Raw genomic sequence first — 21,316 nt, forward strand, 5'->3', positions numbered from 1 at the left:
AGCCTCTGGCAATACTCCGACGAGGGACAGATTAACGGATGCGCCGTTGATTTAGACGTTATGTACGACTAACCGAGGTGACATGATGAAAATTCCGATGATAAAAGATGAGAAACAGGCGAAACTTGTAAGAATCACGCTCATTGCGATTTTGACGACTTTTTGCTTAGGATGTATATACTTTGCCGTGCAGCATGAGAAAAAGCCCGTAGAGAGCCCCGTGCGAATGCGTTTTTCAGACACGACCGATAAAAATGCGGTAAAGAAGAATTTACACGTCGACGATAAGACTGCGGGGGAACTGGTGACGAGAATTGAACGAATTCATGAGGGGACCGTATCACCGAATGTAACTTATTACGTATCGGCTCCTGATTTACAAACGGCTGCCGATACGACAGAGGCCGCTATTCGAAATAAGGACCCGCGCTTACCGAAAGAGGCGGTAGCTAAAAGTGATCGCACGGTAGTCACGGTAGACGATACCAAGCAGAAAGTCGACGTATACAAAATTAACCTTAGAAACAACCACAAAGTAAAGGCCGGCGGCACCTACATAGACGGGAAACCATATCTATCTATCGGGTATCAAGCGGGCCGTGTGGAAGGCATAGCCCATATCGGACAAGATGGCCGACAGGGGGGTACCCTGTTATATACAATTAAAGAATGGTAATGTAAAAGGCTCTCAGAAATTATTCTGAGAGCCTTTTTTGGTGCTTGATTAGAAATTTTTAAAATATTATAATGTATAGACAAATAGATCGCGTTCTTCGAAAAGCGGGATTGCTCTATAAGCGGATATCTATAAGGGGTGATAACAGATGGCAACTAAAAGTTTTTTGAAAAACATCACTATAAAAAATAAAAGAGAGTGCAACAATTTAGTAAAAGCATTAGAAAATGCTGCCAATAAGCATCAACCTAAGATTACCTTTTCCAAAAGTTATTCGGTTGCTACGCGGGAAGACGTAAGAAAGATGTTTGCTAAATGAGTCGAGGTTATAAAATTGTCCGGCTTGATTTCGTAATTGATGAAATTGGGGAAGAGGAAACACGACAATATCTTAGCGACTTTGAATCACCGCTAAACAAGGATGTAGAAGCGTTTTTGCGGTACAAGGCAATAGAATTTTCAAAACAAGGAATTGCGAAAACCCACTTAGTTATAGCTTCATATCAGAATAAGGATAGGATTGCCGGATACTTTGCATTATCCGGCAATAAGTTTTTTGTTGTAAAAGCTAAGAGCAAGGCAATTACGGCAAAAATGAAACAGCGAATTTCCCGATTTGGGCAATATGATGCTAATTTAAAGCAGTATCATATATCTGCGCCTTTAATTGGGCAGTTAGGAAAAAATTACAGGTACCCCCAATTAATAACTGGTAATGAATTACTGGGGATTGCCTGTAAGATAATTCAGTCCGTTCAATTAGATATAGGCGGGAAATTTGTCTATCTTGAATGTGAGCCAGTATCAAAACTTCGAGAGTTTTATGGGTGCAATGGGTTCATTGAATTTGGAGAGCGTGAGCTAGATGGAGACGAACGAGGGTTTCAGCATCAAACGCTAGTACAGATGTTGAAGTATTTAGGATAGCGGTGAATACATAAATATACATATTATTGCGAGAACCTGTCCTGACTACATCCTGACCTCATCTTACCGAAAACTATCTTGTGTAGTCAGATAATAACAGAGGGAAAAACCGTTTAAAATCAGTAAAATAGCTAGTTCTAGGGATTTGTAAAAGCCGATTTCTGGGACTCAAAATCAAGCGATGAATAGTCGTGTGGGTTCAAGTCCCACCTCCGGCACCAAATAAAAACAGTCCCGGTAACGGGGCTGTTTTTATTTTCGGATTATCTGGGGGAGTGCGGGCGTAGTATAGGACGGTTGTGTTGGCTTTAGGTGCGATACATCGGATACATCTCCGATGTATCGTTTTTTATTCGGTTAAGAAATATAAAGGGATCAGAGTCTTAAAACGAGGCAGGTTACAATGTGGGCGGTCAATGAAATTCACGTTTTCAGGTATGAATATGGATATAAACCGGTCTAAGTATCCTTAAAATCGTGGAGTACCGAGTTTTTAACCTTATCAATGAATACTTATATAACTATTATGTGAATCTTGTAAATATGGGTGTAACCTATAAATTCGGCAATGTGGGTGAAAGAAAGGCTGTTCCCGAACGATATAGAGGCGGTCCTATCAGTGCCGTTTACGTGTTGGAAGATGAAATGACGGCTATGAAAGAAATAAACTAGGGTCTTGTGGAAAAGGTAGCGGCTCAAGACGGTGAAATTCAATCGCTAAAACAGGAAGTAGCCGATTTAAAAGGCATAGTGAAACGATTAATAGGTCAATAGTTCGTCAAAAGACCGTATAATTGAGTAAAAAGGGTTGAATTTTATTCGTCTGTAAGACGTTTGTAGTCAACCCTTTTTGTCATTTTCACTCTTTCCGTCCTGTGGTATACTGGGCACAGATATACAAAGGGGGAAGTCGTTCATGTTTAATATCGGCATGAGTGAAATGATTTTGGTCTTCATCGTGGCTCTCATAGTCTTCGGTCCTGACCGGTTGCCGGAAATTGCACGAACATTGGGAAAGAGCGTCAATGAATTGAAAAAAATGGGCAATGATATTGTCGACGCGGCGACGGAAACGAAGGATACGGCAAAGAACGTCAGTCAGATAGAAATGAAAGAAGTCGAAGAGTCGTTACAAAAGTTTAAAGAAGCACATGATATGTTGGCTGAAGGCAGTGATGCGGTGAGAAACGAAGTGGAGGAAACGACAGAGCTTGCTGATGAAGTAGCCAGAAAAAGTATGACAGCCGATATTACGGCACCGGTCAGAAAAGAGGCGGTCACAAAGGCCGCTGACATTGCACGGAAGGAAGAAAACTCGGTAAAGGAGCATGACCTTGAAACCTGATGTACAGACGGAACAGCCCTTACGCGACCACTTACAGGAATTCAGAAAACGCCTCATTATCTGTCTGGTTGTCGTCGCCATAGCGGCCTTGGCCTGTTATAACTATGTAGATGATATTATTGCCTTGTTATCGGGACCGGCAGGTAAATTGTACTTTATGAACCCGTCGGAGGTTTTCTTTACCTATATGGAAATAGCCCTATATGCGGGGATCTTATTCACCTTGCCCGTCCTTTTGTATGAAGTATGGGCTTTCGTGGCGCCGGCCCTGTGGCCGGAGGAGAGACGGGCCGTTTTGGTTATATTGCCGACGGCAGTTATTTTATTTTACGTAGGTCTTGTTTTTGCCTACTATTTGGTCATTCCTGCAGCGGTGACCTTCTTTATGGGGTTTGCGACGCAGACACTTCAACCCATGTTCTCGCTGGAATCATATCTTTCCTTTATTTTGGCCTTGACATTACCCTTCGGGTTCATTTTTGAATTACCGCTTATTGTAGTCTTTTTAGCCAAGATCGGGTTGGTAACAGGCGACTTTTTAAAGGGAAAACGAAAGATTTTAATTGTTATTGCCTTTATCTTTGCCGCTGTCGTATCCCCTACTACGGATATATTTACGCAGACAATGATTGCCGTGCCGCTCATTGTATTGTATGAAATCAGCCTGTTTATTGTGTGTAAAGTCATGCACAAATAAATTTTGTATACAGTATTTATAGGCTCCGCCCCTTTGTACGGGGCGGTTCTTTTGTTATAATATACGAGTAGGTCTATGCTGGTATATAAGACGCAAGTACCACATCTCTATGACAGTAGGAGGTTTTTATTATATGAAAAAGATTAATTCGGTTTTAGTTGCAAACCGCGGCGAAATCGCTATTCGTGTATTTCGTGCCTGTAATGAATTAGGTATTCGTACCGTAGCGATTTACTCCAAAGAAGATTCCCTTTCGCTGCATCGTTTTCGGGCGGATGAATCTTATTTGGTAGGTAAGGGCAAGAAACCGGTTGACGCATATCTTGATATTGAGGATATTGTCCGTATTGCACACGAACACGATGTCGACGCTATTCATCCGGGCTACGGATTCCTGTCGGAAAACGCGGAATTGGCTAAACGTTGTGAAGAGGAAGGTATTATCTTTATCGGACCTAAGGTAGAGCACCTGATTATGTTCGGTGATAAGATTAACGCTCGTATTCAAGCTAAAAAGGCGGGTATTCAGTTTATTCCCGGCAGTGACGGTCCGGTTATGAACTATGCTGAAGTTGAACGCTTTGCCAAAGAAGTCGGTTTGCCGATTATGTTAAAGGCTGTTAACGGCGGTGGCGGTCGCGGTATGCGTATGGTCGATAAAATGGCCGACCTTAAGGATGCATATGAACGCGCTAAATCCGAAGCGAAGCTTGCTTTCGGCAGTGACGAAATTTATTTGGAAAAATGCATTATCAACCCCAAGCATATTGAAGTACAGATCATGGGGGACGAGCACGGCAATGTAATCCATCTTTTCGAACGAGATTGCTCTATTCAGCGTCGTCATCAAAAGGTGGTCGAAATTGCTCCTGCTTTTTCTCTTTCGAAAAAATTGCGTCAGGACATTTGTGATGCGGCCTTGAAGTTGATGAAAAACGTTAACTATGTCAATGCGGGTACGGTAGAATTCCTTGTTACAAGCGATGAAAAATTCTACTTCATTGAAGTTAACCCTCGTGTTCAGGTTGAACATACGGTAACGGAAATGATTACAGGCATCGATATTGTACAGACACAGATTAAGGTTGCCGAAGGCTATGCATTGGATAGTGAAGAGATAGGTATTCCTTCGCAAGAATCGGTACAATGCATCGGCAATGCCATTCAGTGCCGTATTACGACGGAAGATCCTTTAAACGGTTTTATGCCTGACTCGGGTAAGATTATTGCATATCGTAGCGGCGGCGGCTTCGGTGTTCGTCTTGACAGCGGCAATGCTTATACGGGAGCCATCATTACACCGTACTACGATTCACTTCTTGTTAAGGCTACGACGTATAATTTGACTCATGCCGGGGCCGTACAAAAGATGATTCGTGTCTTGAAGGAGTTCCGTATCCGTGGTGTTAAGACAAATATCGGTTTCCTCATCAACGTATTATCCAGCCCCTTGTTTGAAAGCGGAGATTATGACGTTAACTTTATTGATGAACATCCGGAACTTTTTGATCTGCCGGTTACGCATGACCGCGGAACAAAGTTGCTCCGATATATTGCCGACACGACTATTAACGGATATATGGCAGCAGGTCATCAGGAAAAGCCCGAATTCGAGCCTTTGGAATTACCGATTACACCGAAAGGGGACTTCCCTCAAGGAACGAAGCAGATTTTTGATGAAAAGGGTGCTGAAGGTCTGTCCAAGTGGATTCTTGACCAGAAGAAAGTTCTTTTTACCGATACCACTATGCGTGATGCTCATCAGTCTCTTATGGCGACACGTGTTCGTTCTATTGACATGTTGCGCGTTATGGATGCGGCTGCCAAGAAGATGCCGAATCTCTTTTCTTTTGAATGCTGGGGCGGGGCGACTTTCGACGTAGCGTATCGTTTCCTTTATGAAGATCCTTGGGTACGCTTGCGTGAAATGAGAGAAAAGTCTCCCAACATTCTTTTACAAATGTTGATTCGCGGTGCCAATGCCGTAGGCTATACGAGTTATCCCGATAATGTAGTTAAGAATTTCGTTGACTTGTCAGCTAAAAACGGCATTGACGTATTCCGTATTTTTGATAGTCTGAACAGCTTGGATAATATGTATGAAACTATTCAGGCCGTACGGGAAACGGGTAAGATTGCCGAAGTAGCCTTGTGCTATACAGGAGATATTTTAAATCCCAATCGACCGAAGTACAATCTTGACTACTACGTTAAGATGGCTAAGGAATTGGAAAATGCGGGTGCTAACATTATTGCTATTAAGGACATGGCCGGCCTCTTGAAACCGGAAGCGGCATATCAGCTGGTTTCGTCTCTTAAAGATGCGGTTACCTTACCGATTCATTTACATACTCATGACGGCTCGGGTAACGGTGTGACGACCTATTGCCGTGCTATTGATGCAGGCGTAGACATCGTTGACGTAGCCTTGTCTTCCATGGCAAGCAATACGAGTCAGCCGAGCATGAATACCCTGTATTATGCCTTGACGGGTAAGGAACGTCAGCCTGAAATGGACATCGATTCAATGGAAGAGCTGTCTCGTTATTGGGCTACCGTTCGTCCGTACTACAAGGGTGTTGATAAGGCGGAACCGTATTCCAATACGGAAGTATACCAGCATGAAATGCCGGGAGGACAGTTTTCCAACTTGCGTCAGCAAGCTAAAGGAGTCGGTTTGGGCGAACGTTGGAATGAAGTCAAGAAAATGTATCACGATGTTAACATGATGTTCGGTGATATTATCAAGGTTACGCCGTCTTCTAAAATCGTCGGGGATATGACTCTCTTCATGGTACAAAATAACTTGACGGAAAAGGATATTTACGAAAAAGGAGACACACTCGATTTCCCGCAATCGGTTGTAGAATTTTTCGAAGGCCGTATCGGTGTTCCTTATCAGGGATTCCCCGAAAAGCTGCAGAAGATTATCTTAAAGGGTAAGAAGCCTTTAACGGAACGACCGGGCAAGGTTTTACCGCCGGCGGATTTTGAAGCTATTGCCAAAAAGTTAGCTGATGCCGGGTATGGCCACACGCCGGAAGATGTCAACGCTTATTGCCAATATTCGAAGGTTTTCACTGATTACAGTGAACGCTTGAAAGAATTCGGAGATGTGAGCGTTCTCGATACGCCGACCTTCTTCTTCGGCATGAAAAAAGATGAAGAAATTCATGTAGGCATTGAAAAGGGTAAAGATCTCGTCATTACTCTGGTTAATATCAGTGATTGTGATGATGACGGTGTACGTACCATTACGTTTATGTTTAACGGTGCGGAACGTGAAATTCGCATGCTGGATAAGAGTGTCGACATGACGACGGTAGCCAAGAAAAAGGCCGACCCGACGAAGCCGGGTGACGTAGGTGCAACTCTCTCCGGTTCCGTAGTCAACATTCTCGTCTCGAAGGGACAGAAGGTTAAGAAAGGTGAACCTCTTGTTGTTACGGAAGCTATGAAGATGGAAACGACTATTACAGCTCCTATGGACGGGACAGTGGCCGATATTCATGTAACAAAGGGCCAAGCCATTATTTCCGGTGATTGCCTTGTAGAGATCGAATAAAGCATATAGTAAAGCCGCACATCTTTGATGTGCGGCTTTATTCATTTCTTCAGAGTGTATTCTCTTGCTTTATGTTTATAAGGGCTTGGGCCTATGTTTTCGTACGAGTAAACTGATCAATAAAAGGACAGCACCGGCAACAATAAAGATTGAATGCATACCCGTTACGGTAGCAATGGCGGCTCCTGCCAACGGGCCCATGAAAGAACCGGTTTGCTGAGCGGAAAAGAGAAGACCGAAAACACGACCTTTCACATTGTTTGTGGTAGCATTTGCCAGAATCGCGTTGATAGACGGGTTAATGCCGGAGAAGAAGAGGCCGACTCCAAATTGGCAGACAGCGAAAAGCGTGAGCGTTTTCGGCAGCGATTGAAGAACAGCTACGATACCGGCCAAGGTGAGTGCGTAGATTAAAGATGTATAAAAGCCGTGTTTTTGGCCGAACCGTCCCCATAAAGGGGCAGTAACAGCTCCCGCAATGCCGCTTAATGAGAAAACGACGCCGGCTTTCATGGCAATGGAATCGGAGGTGCCTGTCAACTCTTCAATGTAAGGTGCCATAATCGGCTGGACGAGAAAGATGACCATTTGGACTAAGACGGCGAAAAGAAGCATGTCGCGAATGATAGGGGATTTAAGCACACTGAAGGAGGGCTGCTTTTCCTCCGGAGACGGGAGGGTGTGTGGCGGCTCTTTAATGACGACGAGTAGCATGATAAAGTTAAAAAATAAGGCGCCTGTAGCTATAAAAAAGGAGGTACGCATGCCGAAAATCTCGGAAAGTACGCCTCCGAACAGCGGGCCGATTACACTGCCGGCCGTCAAAGCGCCTTGCATAATGCCGAGGCAAAAGCCTGTTTTCTCGGTAGGGGCATAGGAGGTCATGATGGCTAAATTCATGGGCCACAGTCCGGATGCAAATCCTTGGAATAGGCGGACACACATGAGTTGAATCGGTGTCGTTACGATACCTCCGAGAAAATAACTGATTGATAATAAAAAGCTGGCACGTAATGCCATGATCCGTTTGCCGCGATTGTCGGCCATACGTCCCCAGATAGGAGCCATAACAGAGCTGACAATGAAAGAAGCGGAAAAAATAATACCCGACCAAAGATGGATTTCGGCAGGGATTACCCCCAGTTCTTTCGTTAAATAGACGGGTAAAAAAGGGATAATCATCGTATAACTTGAAGACATAAACAGTACGTTACAGGTTAAGACGGCAAGACATAATTTCCAATTCATAAGCACACTCTTTTCCATGTGAATAAACTATTGTTTTATTATACGAGGGCAGATGTGGTATGACAAGGCGATTGCTATACTTTTACCGGGGAGGACGGTATAATGAAACTTATGTTATGCAGGATTATTTAAGCTTTTAACGAGGTGTATTATGGTTCCTTATCTGTTGAAAAGACTCGGCGGGGCCCTGATCGTTTTATGGGCCGTTATTACACTTACCTTTTTTTTAATGCATGCCGTTCCCGGAGGCCCTTTTACAGCTGAAAAGAAATTACCACCCTCAGTTTTGACAGCTGTAGAAGCCAGGTATAAGTTAAATGATCCCTTGTGGAAACAGTATACGGACTATTTGGGTCATGTCGTGCAGGGAGATTTCGGCCCGTCCTTTAAATATCCCGGACGTACGGTAAACAATATTATCGCCGAAACGGCTCCGGTCTCAGCGGTATTAGGCGGTATCAGTCTGATTGTATCTTTGATTGTCGGCATTGTATCGGGACTTGCGGCGGCATCTCGCAAAAATTCACTTCTTGATTATGTCTGTCTGATTTTTGCTACCTTGGGTGTCTCCGTGCCCGGATTTATCATTGCGGCCCTCCTTGTTGAAGTATTTGCTTTTTGGTGGCCCGTATTACCTGCAGCTCTGTGGAAGGGACCGACTTATGCCGTCTTACCGGCTCTGGCATTAGCAGCCGCTCCTACGGCGTTTATTATGAGGCTCACCAGAGCCGGCGTACTTGATGCATTAGAGCAGGACTATATCCGTACGGCGCGGGCTGCCGGTGTCGGTAAATGGAGAATTTTATACCATCATGCACTTCGTAACGCACTCTTACCGGTAGTTAGTTATACGGGACCGCTGGCAGCCTCTCTCCTTACCGGCAGTTTTGTTGTCGAGACGCTTTTTGCCATACCCGGATTGGGTCGATATTTTGTGACCAGTATATATAACCGAGATTATACGGTTATTTTAGGAATCACCCTTTTTTACAGTATTTTTGTTATTTTCGTGAACCTTTTAGCAGATTTAATATATCCCTTGTTGGACCCGCGTATTTCTGTCACGAAGGGAGGAGAAAAGAAATGATACGACATGATGATTTCGAGCCTGTACCGTTTGCAACAAGAAAGGCGGTGCAAAGAAGTCGTAGGCCCGTAACTTATCGAGGCCTGCAGCGATTAAAGAAAAATCGTTTGGCCGTGGCGGGAGGCATTATTATCTGTCTAATTGCGCTTTGGGCCCTCATCGGGCCCGCCTTTTCGCCCTATACGTATGACGGGCAGAATTTTGCCGAAGCCAATGCGGCTCCATCGGTACGGCATTGGTTCGGTACCGATTCTTTGGGCCGAGATTTATATACGCGTGTGCTTTACGGGGCACGGATATCCTTATCCATCGGTATCGTAGCGGCACTTATTAATGTGACTATCGGTGTTATTTACGGCGGTATTGCCGGCTTTGTCGGAGGTAAGACAGATCGGATTATGATGCATATCGTGGATGTTTTGTACTCTGTGCCTGTTTTATTATATGTTATTTTATTGATGGTTGTTTTTAAGCCGGGACTACTTAATATTTACATTGCTTTGGGCATTGCCTATTGGTTGAACATGGCACGCATTGTGCGCGGTCAAATTTTGAGTTTGAAGACGTCTGATTACATTACGGCTGCACGCTCCTGTAATGCAGGCTCTTTTGATTTATTGCGACGACATTTATTGCCCAATGCGGCCGGTCCGATTGTTGCCGCCTTGACGTTGTCAGTACCGGATGCAATTTTCACGGAAGCTTTTTTAAGCTTTATAGGCCTGGGGGTGTCGGCTCCCATGGCCAGCTGGGGTGTTTTGACGTCCGAGGGGATTAACAGCATCCGATCCTTTCCGTTCCAACTCTTTTTCCCCGCCGCGGCCTTGTGCTTAACTATGTTGGGATTTGTTTTTTTAGGTGACGGTCTATATGATTTGGCGGATCCGCAGACGGGAAAGGATGGGAATATATGAAGCATTTATTAGAGGTAGATAATATTTCCGTCTCTTTTGCGACACCTCACGGTCAGGTAGAGGCCGTTCACGGCGTATCGTTTTATATTGATGAGGGAGAAACGGTCGGTATTGTGGGCGAATCGGGATGCGGTAAGTCCGTTACCTCCCAAACTGTAATGAAGCTCTTACCGCCGTCCGTATCAAAACTTACATCGGGACGAATTATTTGGGACGGTTTTAATATTGAAAACTTTTCGGAACGGGAAATGAATACGCTACGAGGTAAGGACATGGCCATGGTATTTCAAGATCCTATGACCTCATTAAATCCCGTGCTTACGGTAGGCGAGCAAATTGAAGAAGGCCTGAGACTCCACCTTCACTTGTCAAAGAAAGAAGCTGCTGAAGAAGCCGTTCGGCTTCTTCAATCTGTAGGGATAAGCGGGGCATCTCAACGTGTCCGCTCCTATCCGCACGAACTGTCGGGAGGGATGCGCCAACGTTGTCTCATAGCGGCAGCCATTGCCTGTAAGCCGCGACTTCTTTTCGCCGACGAACCGACGACGGCCCTTGATGTCACGACGGAAGCACAGGTACTGAACGTTCTGCAACAAATGCAGGAAGACTTACATATGGCCGTACTCCTTATTTCTCATAATTTGGGCGTTATTGCCCGTATGTGTCGGCGAGTTTATGTCATGTATGCCGGTACCGTCGTGGAGGAGGCAACGACAGAACGACTTTTTGACGAACCGGCCCATCCGTATACGAAAGGCCTTTTATCGTCCCTACCGGCTTTACATGATAAGGGGGAGATATTGAAAGGAATAGGAGGACAGGCCCCGGACTTATTCCATTTGCCGCAGGGCTGCCGCTTTTTTTCGCGTTGTCGTGACGGCATGCGCATTTGTGAACGCTTGGAACCGCCTACTTTTGATCTGGAAAAGGGACAAAGGGTGGCGTGCTGGCTGTATAGCCCTGAAAGGAGTGCGTCTTCATGTATCTGATAGAGGCACGGCACGTGCGCAAGGACTTTGTGACGAAGCGGAATATTTTCGGCAAGCCGGTCCGTACCATTACGCCTGTTCTGGATGTCTCCCTGGGCATATTGAGAGGTATGACAGTCGGGCTCGTCGGCGAATCCGGTTGCGGTAAATCCACTTTTCTTAAAACCGTACTCGGTCTTGCCGGAACCTGGGGCGGGGAGATTTATTATAAAGGCCGTAATGTCTTACAGCCTGAAACGGCACAGGAATTCAGACGAAATGTACAAATGATTTTCCAGGACCCTTATTCATCCTTGGATCCGCGCATGAATATAGAGGACATTATCAGTGAACCTCTATATAATTATAGAATCGGCACAGCTTCACAGCGGCGGCAGAAGGCTGCCGAGCTTTTGGAACAAGTAGAACTTCCCAAAGAGGCGGCTCATCGCTACCCGTTCGAGTTTAGCGGGGGACAACGACAACGAATCGGAATCGCCAGAGCCCTGGCTCTGAATCCGGAGTGTATCTTTTGTGATGAACCCGTATCGGCTCTTGATGTATCCGTACAGGTTCAGATTATTAACATGCTGAAACGATTGCAAAAAGAACGAGACTTATCGTATCTTTTTATTTCTCATGATTTGTCGGTCGTCTATTATATGAGCGATTATATAGGGATTATGTACGGCGGGTGTATCGTCGAATATGGATGTAGTGAAGATATTTACAGGCGGCCGCTACATCCGTATACAAAGTTGTTGCTTCAATCGATACCGAAGGCGGAACCGTCCCGTAAGAAGTCGATTGTGTCGGTACTTACAGAAGAAAAGGCAGAAGAAGGGGCCTGTGCTTTTTATCCTCGCTGTTCTTTTTCGAATCGTCGTTGTCTGATAGAAGTCCCGGTTTTGAAAAAACATGAAAATAATCGAGTTATAGCTTGTCATTATGTAGAAGGAGGGGCTGTATGCGGCGGATAGTTGTACTATGTATGTGTCTTATAGCCCTTGTTCTTGTCGGGTGTAGTGAGGAGAGGGTATGGCAGGAGAACGCTGTCGTATACGCATTGGAGGCGGAGCCGTCCGATCTGGATCCGGCTATGACTACCTCTTTACCTGAAAGTATTGCGGAACTCCAAATTTTTGAAGGCTTGACTCGTCTTGATAAGGACAATGTACCGCAGCCCGCCTTGGCAGAGCGGTGGAATGTATCCGATGACGGAAAAACCTGGACCTTTGTATTGCGACCCGGCCTCGTTTGGAGTGACGGCACGGCCATAACGGCCGATGATTTCGTGTATTCCTGGTTGCGTGTGTTATCGCCTGAGAAAGCATCGGAAAACGCATATATGCTCTTTTGTATTGATAAGGCGGAAGAATATTTTTCCGAAAAAGCTACGGCGGAAGACGTGGGCATTAAAGCTCTGGATCATCGTACCTTACAAGTTCGATTGAAGAATCCCGTACCTTATTTTCTGAATTTGACCGCCTTTCATTGTTTTTATGTCGTACCGCGGCAGGCTGTTGAAAAAAATCCCGAAACGTGGGCAGCTACGGCTGATTTTCCCTGTAGCGGACCTTTTCGCATTACGTCGTGGATCCATTCAGGAGAAATAGACTTCGTCAAAAATGAACATTATTGGGATGCGACTGCCGTAAGGACAGAGAGCTTACAGTTTCCTATCAGTGATTCCCAGGCTACAAGATTGACTATGGTCGAAAGCGGCCAGGCGGATATGATGACAGAGCCGCCGCCGGCAGATGAAGCACGGTTGGAAGAAAAAGGGTTATATCGAGTTGCACCGTATTCGGGCCTATATTATTACGTATTCAATGTGACGGTACCGCCCTTTGATGATGTAAGGGTACGCCGGGCCTTTGCCGAGGCTATTGAGCGGAAAAATTTAGTAGAACACGTTGTACGCAGTCACAAACAACCGGCATATTCATTGGTGTCTCCTGAAATCTCCGACTCGGAAGGGCATGAATTCAGAAAGGCCGGTGGAGATATACAGTACGAAGATGCTGCCGAGGCAAAACGGCTTTTACAGGAAGCGTATGGGAATAAGAGTTTACCGGAAATTACAGTCCTCTATAATACGAATGAGTTGCATAAGGCTATTGCTGAAAGCCTGCAGGATATGTGGAAGCGGAACTTGGGGGTTACGGTATACTTGCGTAACCAGGAATCTAAAGTCTTTATGGAGGCCAGAGCCAACGGCGACTACCAGATTGCTCGGGCTTCGTGGATTGCCGACTATGATGATCCGATGACCTTTTTGGAAGTCTTTTCGGCCCAAGACAACGATGCGCAATATCACAATCCTAAATATAACGCACTCATTGAAGAGGCTCAGCAAACCAATGATAAAACACGGCGGAACGAACTCATGCATGAGGCGGAAAAACTGTTGTTTGATGACTGTGTAATCATTCCGATTTATTATACGACGCAGCCTTATGTGGTGCGTCCTGGTATTCAGGAGTATCATTGGTCGCCATTAGGACTCATAGATTTTAAATATGCATATAAAGAGCAGGTGAAATAATGTATTATCCTTCAGGTTTAAAGCCGGGCGATACGATTCGAGTAGTAGCCCCTGCGGCATATAATTGCAGCGAAGAATGGGAGCGTTGCAGGGAGTTATTATGTGAATGGGGGTATAAGGTAAAGGTAAGCCCCTTTGTAGACTCTCAATGGGGATATTTAGCAGGTCGCGATGAGGAGCGGGCGAGGGATTTGGAGGCGGCTTTTATGGATGATGAGTGCGCTGCCGTTCTTTGTTTGCGCGGCGGCTATGGGACAACACGGATTTTAGATCTCATTGATTATGACCTTATTCGCAGGAATGCTAAATTGTTTATCGGCTTCAGTGATATAACGGCTCTGCATACCGTTTTCAGACAAGCGTGTGATATGGCTGTTATACACGGTCCCATGGCTTTGTCATTGGGGAGAAAAAGCAGTGACTTTACACGCGAAGGATTTAAAGACATGTTGACGAGTCCGTGGAAGGAGCGGATACTAACCGAAAAAAACGCCGGACTGCAACCCTTGATAGAAGGGCGGGCTTGCGGACGACTGGGGGGAGGGAATCTGATGCTTCTATCCGTTACGTCCGGTACGCCTTATGCTTGCAAAGAAGATAATGCGATTCTCTTTTTGGAAGAAGTGGGAGAGGAAGCCTATTCACTGGATCGTATGTTTCGTCAATTGGAGCAAAGCGGACTTATTGAGCGTGCGGCGGCTGTTTTATTTGGCGAGTTTCATCGTTGTATACCGACGGAAAAAGCAGATGGTGAGTTTACAGTTGAAGAAGTGATTCGTCAGTATGCCCGCCGCTGGCAAAAGCCGGCAGTATTCGGTATTCCGGCAGGGCATGGTGAAGATAATCTTTGTCTACCATTAGGCGTTTATTGTACGGTAGATGTTCGGAGTGATAGTGTGACTATAACCTATGGGGGGCGCAAAGACGATGAATAAAAAAGAATTAAAAGAGCGCTTATGGGATGCTGTCGATGAATATGAAGAATTATTAAGGCACATCGGCACAACCTTATATGAACATCCTGAAACAGGAAAGAATGAATATAAGGCGGCGGCAGAATTAAAAAATATTCTTTCTCGCCAAGGCTTTACGGTAACAAATCCCGTTGAGGATCAATTTCCGACAGCTTTCGAGGCCGTCAAGGGGTCGGGGGCTGTACATATCGGTTTTTTGGCGGAATACGACGCTTTGCCCGAACTGGGGCATGCGTGCGGTCATAATTTAATTGCTGCCATGAGTACGGTTGCGGCCGTGGCGACAGCTCAATGTTGTTCAGAGGAACTGACGATTCATCTCTATGGTTGTCCGGCGGAAGAAACGGAAGGCAGTAAAGTTTATATGGCTCAAAAAGGCCTCTTCGATGATTTGACGGCAGCCTTGATTATTCATCCGTCCGACAGGACCATGATCGGAGGTACGTCATATGCAACCCATCCCCTGCGGGTGACCTTCATAGGGAAGGCGGCCCATGTGGCGGATAAGGAATATAAGGGCCTTAACGCTTTGGACAGCTTGGTCGATTTTTACAAACGGTTAAAGGAATTGGAAGAGACCTTCGACAAGCCGCACCTTTTAGGCTGTATTATTACAGAAGGCGGTACGGCACCTAATATTGTACCTGACAGGGCTACGTTAAAGGCAACCGTACGGGCTCTTGATACGGATTATTTAGAGAATGTCATGTTGCCGCAGATTAAAGCATTGGCGGCAGAGGTTGCAAAGGACCATCATACGCCTGTGGAAACGGAACATTATGAACCTTTGTATAAGAACATGATTAACAATGCAGCTCTGAATGTATATTTTATTGAAGCGTTCAATGCCCTGCATGAAGAGTTCGGCGTTTATGAAGAAGAGGATGCGGAAGGGTCTACTGATGTAGGTAACGTAAGTCATGTGACGCGTGCAGCTCAACCGGAAATCGCTATCGGCTATCATATTAATGCCCATACACCTGAGTTTGCTACAGCGGCCAACAGTGATTTTGCTTATATACAGGCACTTACGGGAGCTAAGGCTATGGTGGCCGTAGCAGCAGAAGTTTTATTTGAAAAACGATAGGGCGGGTTTATAGCCCAACGAGGTACATATTATGGTAGAGTTAACATATTACGGTCATTCGACGTTTATGCTGAAAGCGGGAAAAACGGCTCTGGTTGTCGATCCTTTCTTTACAGGAAATACTTGGCAGATAGCACAGGCAGATGATATTCGCTGTGATTATATCTTCGTCAGTCACGGTCATGACGACCACTACGGTGATAGCGGATGTATCGGTAAGGCTAACGATGCTTTATTTATTTCGACACCGGAAGTAGTTAAAGAGTTGGCTGAAAAAGACGGGCTACGGAGCGATTACTTGCACTTAGGCGGAAAGGCGGATTATCCTTTCGGCTGCATACGCCTTGTCCCGGCTTTTCACGGCTCCGGCGTAGCCGGAGGTCATGCGGCAGGAGCTCTCATTAATTTTTTTGGAAAAAATATATATTATGCAGGTGATACGGCTTTTTTCAGTGACATGGGTCTATTGAATCGATTCGGGCCTATTGACTATGCTCTTTTACCTATAGGCGACCGATTTACCATGGGAATGGACGATGCCTTATTGGCCGCATCCTATGTTAAAGCCTCTGTTACGATTCCCGTTCATTACGGGACATGGCCGATTATTGAGAGCGATCCCCTGGAATTTGCTGATCGTTTATACAAGGAATACGGGCAGGAAGGGTTGCATGTAAAACCGGGAATGAAAATAATATTATAACGGAGTATGATAAAACGGCTCATCTTAAAAAGATGAGCCGTTTTACTTATACCTTATTTGTTTAAAGAACCGTTAATGTGGACTCCGGGTATAAAGGGCAATACCGGTTTTTCCTCAGCTGCAGCTGACGGTTGGCGAATGCTCTCAAAGGTTGTTGTTAACATGAGTTTCAATCGGTTTGTCTGATTGACTGCACTGGCACTGGGATCGTAGTCGATAGCTACAATATTCGTTTCGGGGAAAGCCGATTTCAAGGTCTTAATCATACCCTTACCTGTTACATGATTGGGAAGACAAGCCCAAGGTTGCAGGCAAACGACATTTTTAGCACCCCTGTGGATAAGATCAATCATATCGCCTGTAAGGAACCAGCCTTCGCCGGCTACGTGGCCGAGAGACAGGTATTCTTTAGCTTCGTCGGCAATTTCGTAAATAGAGGTAACGGGGTCGAAACGTTTGCTGGCAGCGACGGCTTCAGCATAAGGCTTACGATACCAATCGAGAAGCTTGATTGCCGCTTTGCCGCCCAAGGCGGACCAGAATGAGCCGGACAAATATTTGTGTCGGAAATTGTTATCCAATAGACCGTAGTAGAAAAAGTCGGCTAAACCGGAAGTGACTATTTCTCCGCCTTCTTCCTCAATGAGTTTAATGATCTGGTTATTAGCTATAGGATGGAACTTAACGTAAATTTCTCCGACAATACCGATGCGGGGTTTTTTAATATCCTCCCAAATGGGGAGACTGTCAAAGTCCGCAACAATTTGACGGATATTTTTTACGAACGTACTTCTGTCCGCCTTGTTCAAATCGACGGCCAGCTTTTCCTGCCATTTTTTAAAGAGACTTTCGGCTGCCCCGCGTACCTTTTCGTACGGCCGCGTGCGATACAATACTTGTTGCAATGTATCGCCGTAAATAACACCCTGTAAAAGTCTATGCCAGAAACCGAGAGACGGTTTAAAGCCCGGCTGTTCGTTTAATCCTTTCGTATTTAATGAAATGATAGGAATCTGGGGCATATTTGCGTCGGCTAAAGCCTTTCTCAACATACCGATATAGTTGGTAGCACGGCAGCAACCGCCTGTTTGGGAAATAATGACCGATGTGCGGTTCAAGTCGTATTTTCCCGATCTCAAGGCGGTCATTATCTGGCCGAGAGACATGATGGCCGGATAGCAGGCATCATTATGAATGAAGGAAAGTCCCGTATCGATAGCTTCTTGACCCTGGTGGGGCAAGAGTTCCATCTTGTAGCCTTCGTGTGCAAAGGCTGCTTTGAATAGAGGGAAATGAATAGGTGTCATTTCAGGGGCCAAGATAGTATGCGTTTTCTTGTCTTCCTTTGTAAAAACAGCCTTATGATACGAATAAGGCTTGGTGTGTTCTACTCGAGTCATTTTGCGGTGATTCATGACGAATAACAAGGAACGCAAGCGAATGCGAATGGCTCCGAGATTGGAACCCTCGTCGATTTTTAACAACGTGTGGATTTTGTTGGCGTTTGCCAGAATTTCCTGTACCTGATCGGCAACGATAGAATCCAAGCCGCAACCGAAAGAGTTAAGTTCTACTAGCTCCAGGTTTTTATGTTCCGCTACATATTGGGCGGCCCTATACAAACGAGAGTGGTAGGACCATTGGTCGACAACGCGCAACGAATCGGGTGCAGACCCCAAGGGAGCCACGCCGTCTTCTGTAAGGACGGCAAGACCGAGACTGTTAATGAGTTCGGGGATGCCGTGGTTGATTTCCGGATCCAGATGATAAGGACGCCCACTCAAGACGATGGCTCTGTCCCCGTCTTTTTCCAGTTTTTCCACTGTCTTTTTGGTTAATTCGTAATAGTCGGACTTGAACTTCTCTTCCTCATCCCAAGCTGCGTGGGCAGCTTTTTTGATATCATGGCCAGACAGACCCCAAGATTTTAGTTCCTCTGACAGTCTGGTTATAATTCGTTTTTTGTCGTGCAAAGGTAGGAACGGACTGATAAAAGGGGTCTGTGTAATTGCCAGACGTTCGTCCATATTGTGCTTAATTACTTCAGGATAAGACATGACCATGGGACAATTGAAGTTGTTATCCTTACTGCCTTCGGCCGGTCCGTGTTGGATGCAGGGGTAGAAGATGCGATCCACCTTCTTTTCCAACAAGTTTTCAATATGGCCGTGAACCAATTTAGCCGGATAACATGCCGAGTCTGACGGAATTGTATCCATCGCTTTCTGGAAGAGCTCCTTAGTGGACTGGTCGGATAAGACGACTTCATAGCCTAGGTGTGTAAAGAAGGTAAACCAGAAAGGGTAATCTTCATACATGTTCAGGACCCGCGGAATTCCCACGGTGCCGCGAGGCGCTCCTTTTACGGGCTTGTAATGTGCAAAAAGGCGGTTGTATTTTACCTTGTATAAATCAGGCAAGTGTTTTACCTTTTTGGCCGAAGAACCGGCAGCACCGCGTTCACAGCGGTTACCGGTAATAAAGGAACGACCGTCGTTAAAGGTATTGACTGTAAGCAGGCAATTATTGGTACATAAGCCGCAATGGCGAATTGTCGTATCAATACGAAGAGAATCAATACCCGCTACATCCAATAGAGTAGAAGGTGCTGCATCTTCCTGATACGCTTGACGACAAATGAGACCCATGCCGTATGCACCCATGAGGCCGGCAATTGCGGGACGAATGACCCGGCGACCCAAAAGTTGTTCAAAAGCACGTAATACGGCGTCGTTGTAGAAGGTGCCGCCTTGAACGACAATGTGTTTTCCCAGTTTTGAAGGGTCTTTTACTTTAATAACCTTGTAGAGTGCATTTTTTATAATGGAGTAGGACAGGCCGGCTGAAATATCGGCCATGGTGGACCCCTCTTTTTGTGCCTGTTTTACCTTGGAGTTCATGAAGACTGTACAACGAGAACCCAAATCGATGGGTTCTTCCGCCAGTAAAGCTGCTTCGGAAAATTCTTGAATCGACTTGTTCAAGGACTTGGCAAACGTATCCAGGAAGGAACCGCAACCGGCAGAGCAAGCTTCGTTTAAAAGGATATCTTCGATATGGCCGTCTTTCAAACGGCAACATTTCATATCCTGGCCGCCAATGTCCAAAATGAAGTCCACGTCGGGGCAAAAATGAGCGGCAGCTTGATAATGGGCAATGGTTTCCACTTCGCCCAAATCAATACGGAGTGCTTCTTTTAAAAGAAACTCCCCATATCCCGTAATACCCGATTTGGCAATGAAAGCGCCTTCGGGCAGTCGGTTATAAATATCTTTAATGATAGATTTTGCAGCTTCTAAAGGACTGCCTTCATTATTCTGATAGTGAGAATAAAGAATCTCGCCCGTTTCGCCGATAACGACAGCTTTAATCGTCGTAGAACCCGCATCGAGGCCGATATAGCAGGGACCCGTATAGGTCGATAAATCACCGAAAGGAACACAGGCCTGAGCATGACGAGCGCGGAAGGCTTCCAATTCTTCACGCGAGGTGAAGAGACGGTCAATACGGTCCGTTTTCGGTAACGATGAATCATCTACCTGTCGGATGCGGGCCATCAGAGACTGAAAGGACTGTGGCTTTTCTTCGAAGCTGCCCAAGGCCGCTCCGATAGCTACATATACCTGGGCATTTTCCGGAGCAATAACTTCTTCGGGTGTTAATTCCAAGGTGTCGGCAAATTGTTTGCGAAGGCGGGGCAAAAAGGTCAGCGGACCGCCGAGAAAGCATACGGAACCCTTAATAGGTCTGCCGCAGGCAAGGCCCGTAATGGTTTGTAAAACAATGGATTGGAAAACGGAAGCGGCAATATTTTCCTTGCTGGCTCCTTCATTCAGCAGAGCCTGAACGTCCGTTTTAGCGAAAACGCCGCAACGTGCGGCAATAGGATAAAGCGTATCTGAATGCTCCGCCATTTCATTTAATCCCGCCGCATCAGTGTGTAAAAGCGTTGCCATTTGATCAATAAAAGCACCGGTACCGCCGGCGCAGGCCCCGTTCATGCGGTGTTCGTTACCGCCTGTGAGATACGTGATTTTAGCATCTTCGCCGCCTAATTCAATAATGACATCCGCCTGCGGATGATAGGTGCGAACGGATTTCGTACCGGCAATGACTTCCTGAATAAAAGGAATGTGCAAGTGGTCAGCCAAGGCCATACCGCCGGAACCGGTCATGGCAATAGAAATTTGCCGATCTCCGAAAACTTCATAGGCGTTTTCCAACAGGTCAAGCACTTTTTGTCGAATGTCTGTATAGTGACGTACGTAACAGGCGTGAAGACACTGCTTTACGTTATTTAAGACGGCAATTTTAACGGTAGTAGACCCGATATCAATGCCGATGTGCAATAAGTCTTTCATGAAAATCTCCTGTAATAAATTTGAATCGGACCATAAAGAATACAATAATAGTATAAATTAGGCTTATGGTCTATATATCATTATACCACATGCATGGAAATAGAAAGCTTAAAAACACAAGTGTTTTGTAACAATTCCCAATTTAGTATATCCTGTTCGAGAGTATAGAAGTATGTTAAAATAAAAAGGCATAATGTTAAGAGACGGAGGCTTTTT

General features: G+C 45.5%; 17 protein-coding genes. 15 read left to right on the forward strand and 2 right to left on the reverse strand.

The window, feature by feature from the left end; translation table 11 throughout:
* Positions 1-82 precede the first annotated feature (82 nt).
* The 7 genes from HMPREF9429_RS07980 (at position 83) to HMPREF9429_RS08000 (ending at position 7,210) form a co-directional block, all read left to right on the forward strand.
* Positions 83-676, forward strand: coding sequence for a hypothetical protein (locus HMPREF9429_RS07980; RefSeq protein ID WP_006942996.1), 594 nt, complete (start codon positions 83-85; stop codon positions 674-676).
* Between the two features lie 148 nt (positions 677-824).
* A complete protein-coding gene (locus HMPREF9429_RS09300) occupies positions 825-995 on the forward strand; it encodes a hypothetical protein (protein ID WP_006942998.1) in 171 nt (56 codons plus the stop codon).
* The gene (locus HMPREF9429_RS07985) at positions 992-1,603 is read left to right on the forward strand and encodes a hypothetical protein (protein ID WP_006942999.1); all 612 of its coding nucleotides are present in this window, start codon (positions 992-994) and stop codon (positions 1,601-1,603) included. The genes HMPREF9429_RS09300 and HMPREF9429_RS07985 overlap by 4 nt, the downstream gene beginning before the upstream one ends.
* 477 nt (positions 1,604-2,080) lie before the next feature.
* Positions 2,081-2,275: a hypothetical protein gene (locus HMPREF9429_RS09305; RefSeq protein WP_006943000.1), complete on the forward strand. Its 195-nt coding sequence runs from the start codon at positions 2,081-2,083 to the stop codon at positions 2,273-2,275.
* Between the two features lie 244 nt (positions 2,276-2,519).
* On the forward strand, positions 2,520-2,948 hold the full coding sequence (locus HMPREF9429_RS08925; RefSeq protein WP_006943001.1) for a Sec-independent protein translocase subunit TatA/TatB: 429 nt from the start codon (positions 2,520-2,522) through the stop codon (positions 2,946-2,948).
* Positions 2,932-3,645, forward strand: coding sequence for a twin-arginine translocase subunit TatC (gene tatC / locus HMPREF9429_RS07995; protein WP_006943004.1), 714 nt, complete (start codon positions 2,932-2,934; stop codon positions 3,643-3,645). The genes HMPREF9429_RS08925 and tatC overlap by 17 nt, the downstream gene beginning before the upstream one ends.
* A 133-nt stretch (positions 3,646-3,778) precedes the next feature.
* Positions 3,779-7,210, forward strand: coding sequence for a pyruvate carboxylase (locus HMPREF9429_RS08000; RefSeq protein ID WP_040774476.1), 3,432 nt, complete (start codon positions 3,779-3,781; stop codon positions 7,208-7,210).
* A gap of 75 nt (positions 7,211-7,285) precedes the next feature.
* Here the strand turns inward: HMPREF9429_RS08000 and HMPREF9429_RS08005 are convergent, their stop codons facing one another.
* Positions 7,286-8,458, reverse strand: coding sequence for an MFS transporter (locus HMPREF9429_RS08005; protein ID WP_040774478.1), 1,173 nt, complete (start codon positions 8,456-8,458; stop codon positions 7,286-7,288).
* 151 nt (positions 8,459-8,609) lie between these two features.
* Between HMPREF9429_RS08005 and HMPREF9429_RS08010 the strand changes: the two genes are divergently transcribed.
* Genes HMPREF9429_RS08010 through HMPREF9429_RS08045 form a run of 8 tightly spaced genes read left to right on the forward strand, consistent with a single transcriptional unit; the run spans position 8,610 to position 16,739 of the window.
* A complete protein-coding gene (locus HMPREF9429_RS08010; protein ID WP_006943007.1) occupies positions 8,610-9,545 on the forward strand; it encodes an ABC transporter permease in 936 nt (311 codons plus the stop codon).
* Positions 9,542-10,459: an ABC transporter permease gene (locus HMPREF9429_RS08015; protein ID WP_006943008.1), complete on the forward strand. Its 918-nt coding sequence runs from the start codon at positions 9,542-9,544 to the stop codon at positions 10,457-10,459. The genes HMPREF9429_RS08010 and HMPREF9429_RS08015 overlap by 4 nt, the downstream gene beginning before the upstream one ends.
* Positions 10,456-11,448, forward strand: a complete 993-nt coding sequence (locus HMPREF9429_RS08020; protein ID WP_006943009.1) for an ABC transporter ATP-binding protein — start codon at positions 10,456-10,458, stop codon at positions 11,446-11,448. Before HMPREF9429_RS08015 ends, HMPREF9429_RS08020 begins: the two co-directional genes overlap by 4 nt.
* A complete protein-coding gene (locus HMPREF9429_RS08025) occupies positions 11,439-12,407 on the forward strand; it encodes an ABC transporter ATP-binding protein (RefSeq protein WP_006943010.1) in 969 nt (322 codons plus the stop codon). Before HMPREF9429_RS08020 ends, HMPREF9429_RS08025 begins: the two co-directional genes overlap by 10 nt.
* Positions 12,395-13,975 (forward strand): peptide ABC transporter substrate-binding protein, encoded by a 1,581-nt coding sequence (locus HMPREF9429_RS08030; RefSeq protein WP_040774480.1) that lies wholly within the window; start codon positions 12,395-12,397, stop codon positions 13,973-13,975. The genes HMPREF9429_RS08025 and HMPREF9429_RS08030 overlap by 13 nt, the downstream gene beginning before the upstream one ends.
* On the forward strand, positions 13,975-14,910 hold the full coding sequence (locus tag HMPREF9429_RS08035; protein WP_006943012.1) for a S66 peptidase family protein: 936 nt from the start codon (positions 13,975-13,977) through the stop codon (positions 14,908-14,910). The genes HMPREF9429_RS08030 and HMPREF9429_RS08035 overlap by 1 nt, the downstream gene beginning before the upstream one ends.
* A complete protein-coding gene (locus tag HMPREF9429_RS08040; protein WP_040774482.1) occupies positions 14,903-16,036 on the forward strand; it encodes an amidohydrolase in 1,134 nt (377 codons plus the stop codon). The genes HMPREF9429_RS08035 and HMPREF9429_RS08040 overlap by 8 nt, the downstream gene beginning before the upstream one ends.
* A 28-nt stretch (positions 16,037-16,064) precedes the next feature.
* Positions 16,065-16,739 (forward strand): metal-dependent hydrolase, encoded by a 675-nt coding sequence (locus tag HMPREF9429_RS08045; protein ID WP_156780743.1) that lies wholly within the window; start codon positions 16,065-16,067, stop codon positions 16,737-16,739.
* Between the two features lie 53 nt (positions 16,740-16,792).
* Here the strand turns inward: HMPREF9429_RS08045 and HMPREF9429_RS08050 are convergent, their stop codons facing one another.
* Positions 16,793-21,100, reverse strand: a complete 4,308-nt coding sequence (locus HMPREF9429_RS08050) for a 2-hydroxyacyl-CoA dehydratase (RefSeq protein WP_006943015.1) — start codon at positions 21,098-21,100, stop codon at positions 16,793-16,795.
* Between the last annotated feature and the right edge of the window lie 216 nt (positions 21,101-21,316).

Origin of the sequence: Megasphaera micronuciformis F0359 (genome assembly GCF_000165735.1) — a bacterium.
GTDB classification, from domain to species: domain Bacteria; phylum Bacillota; class Negativicutes; order Veillonellales; family Megasphaeraceae; genus Megasphaera; species Megasphaera micronuciformis.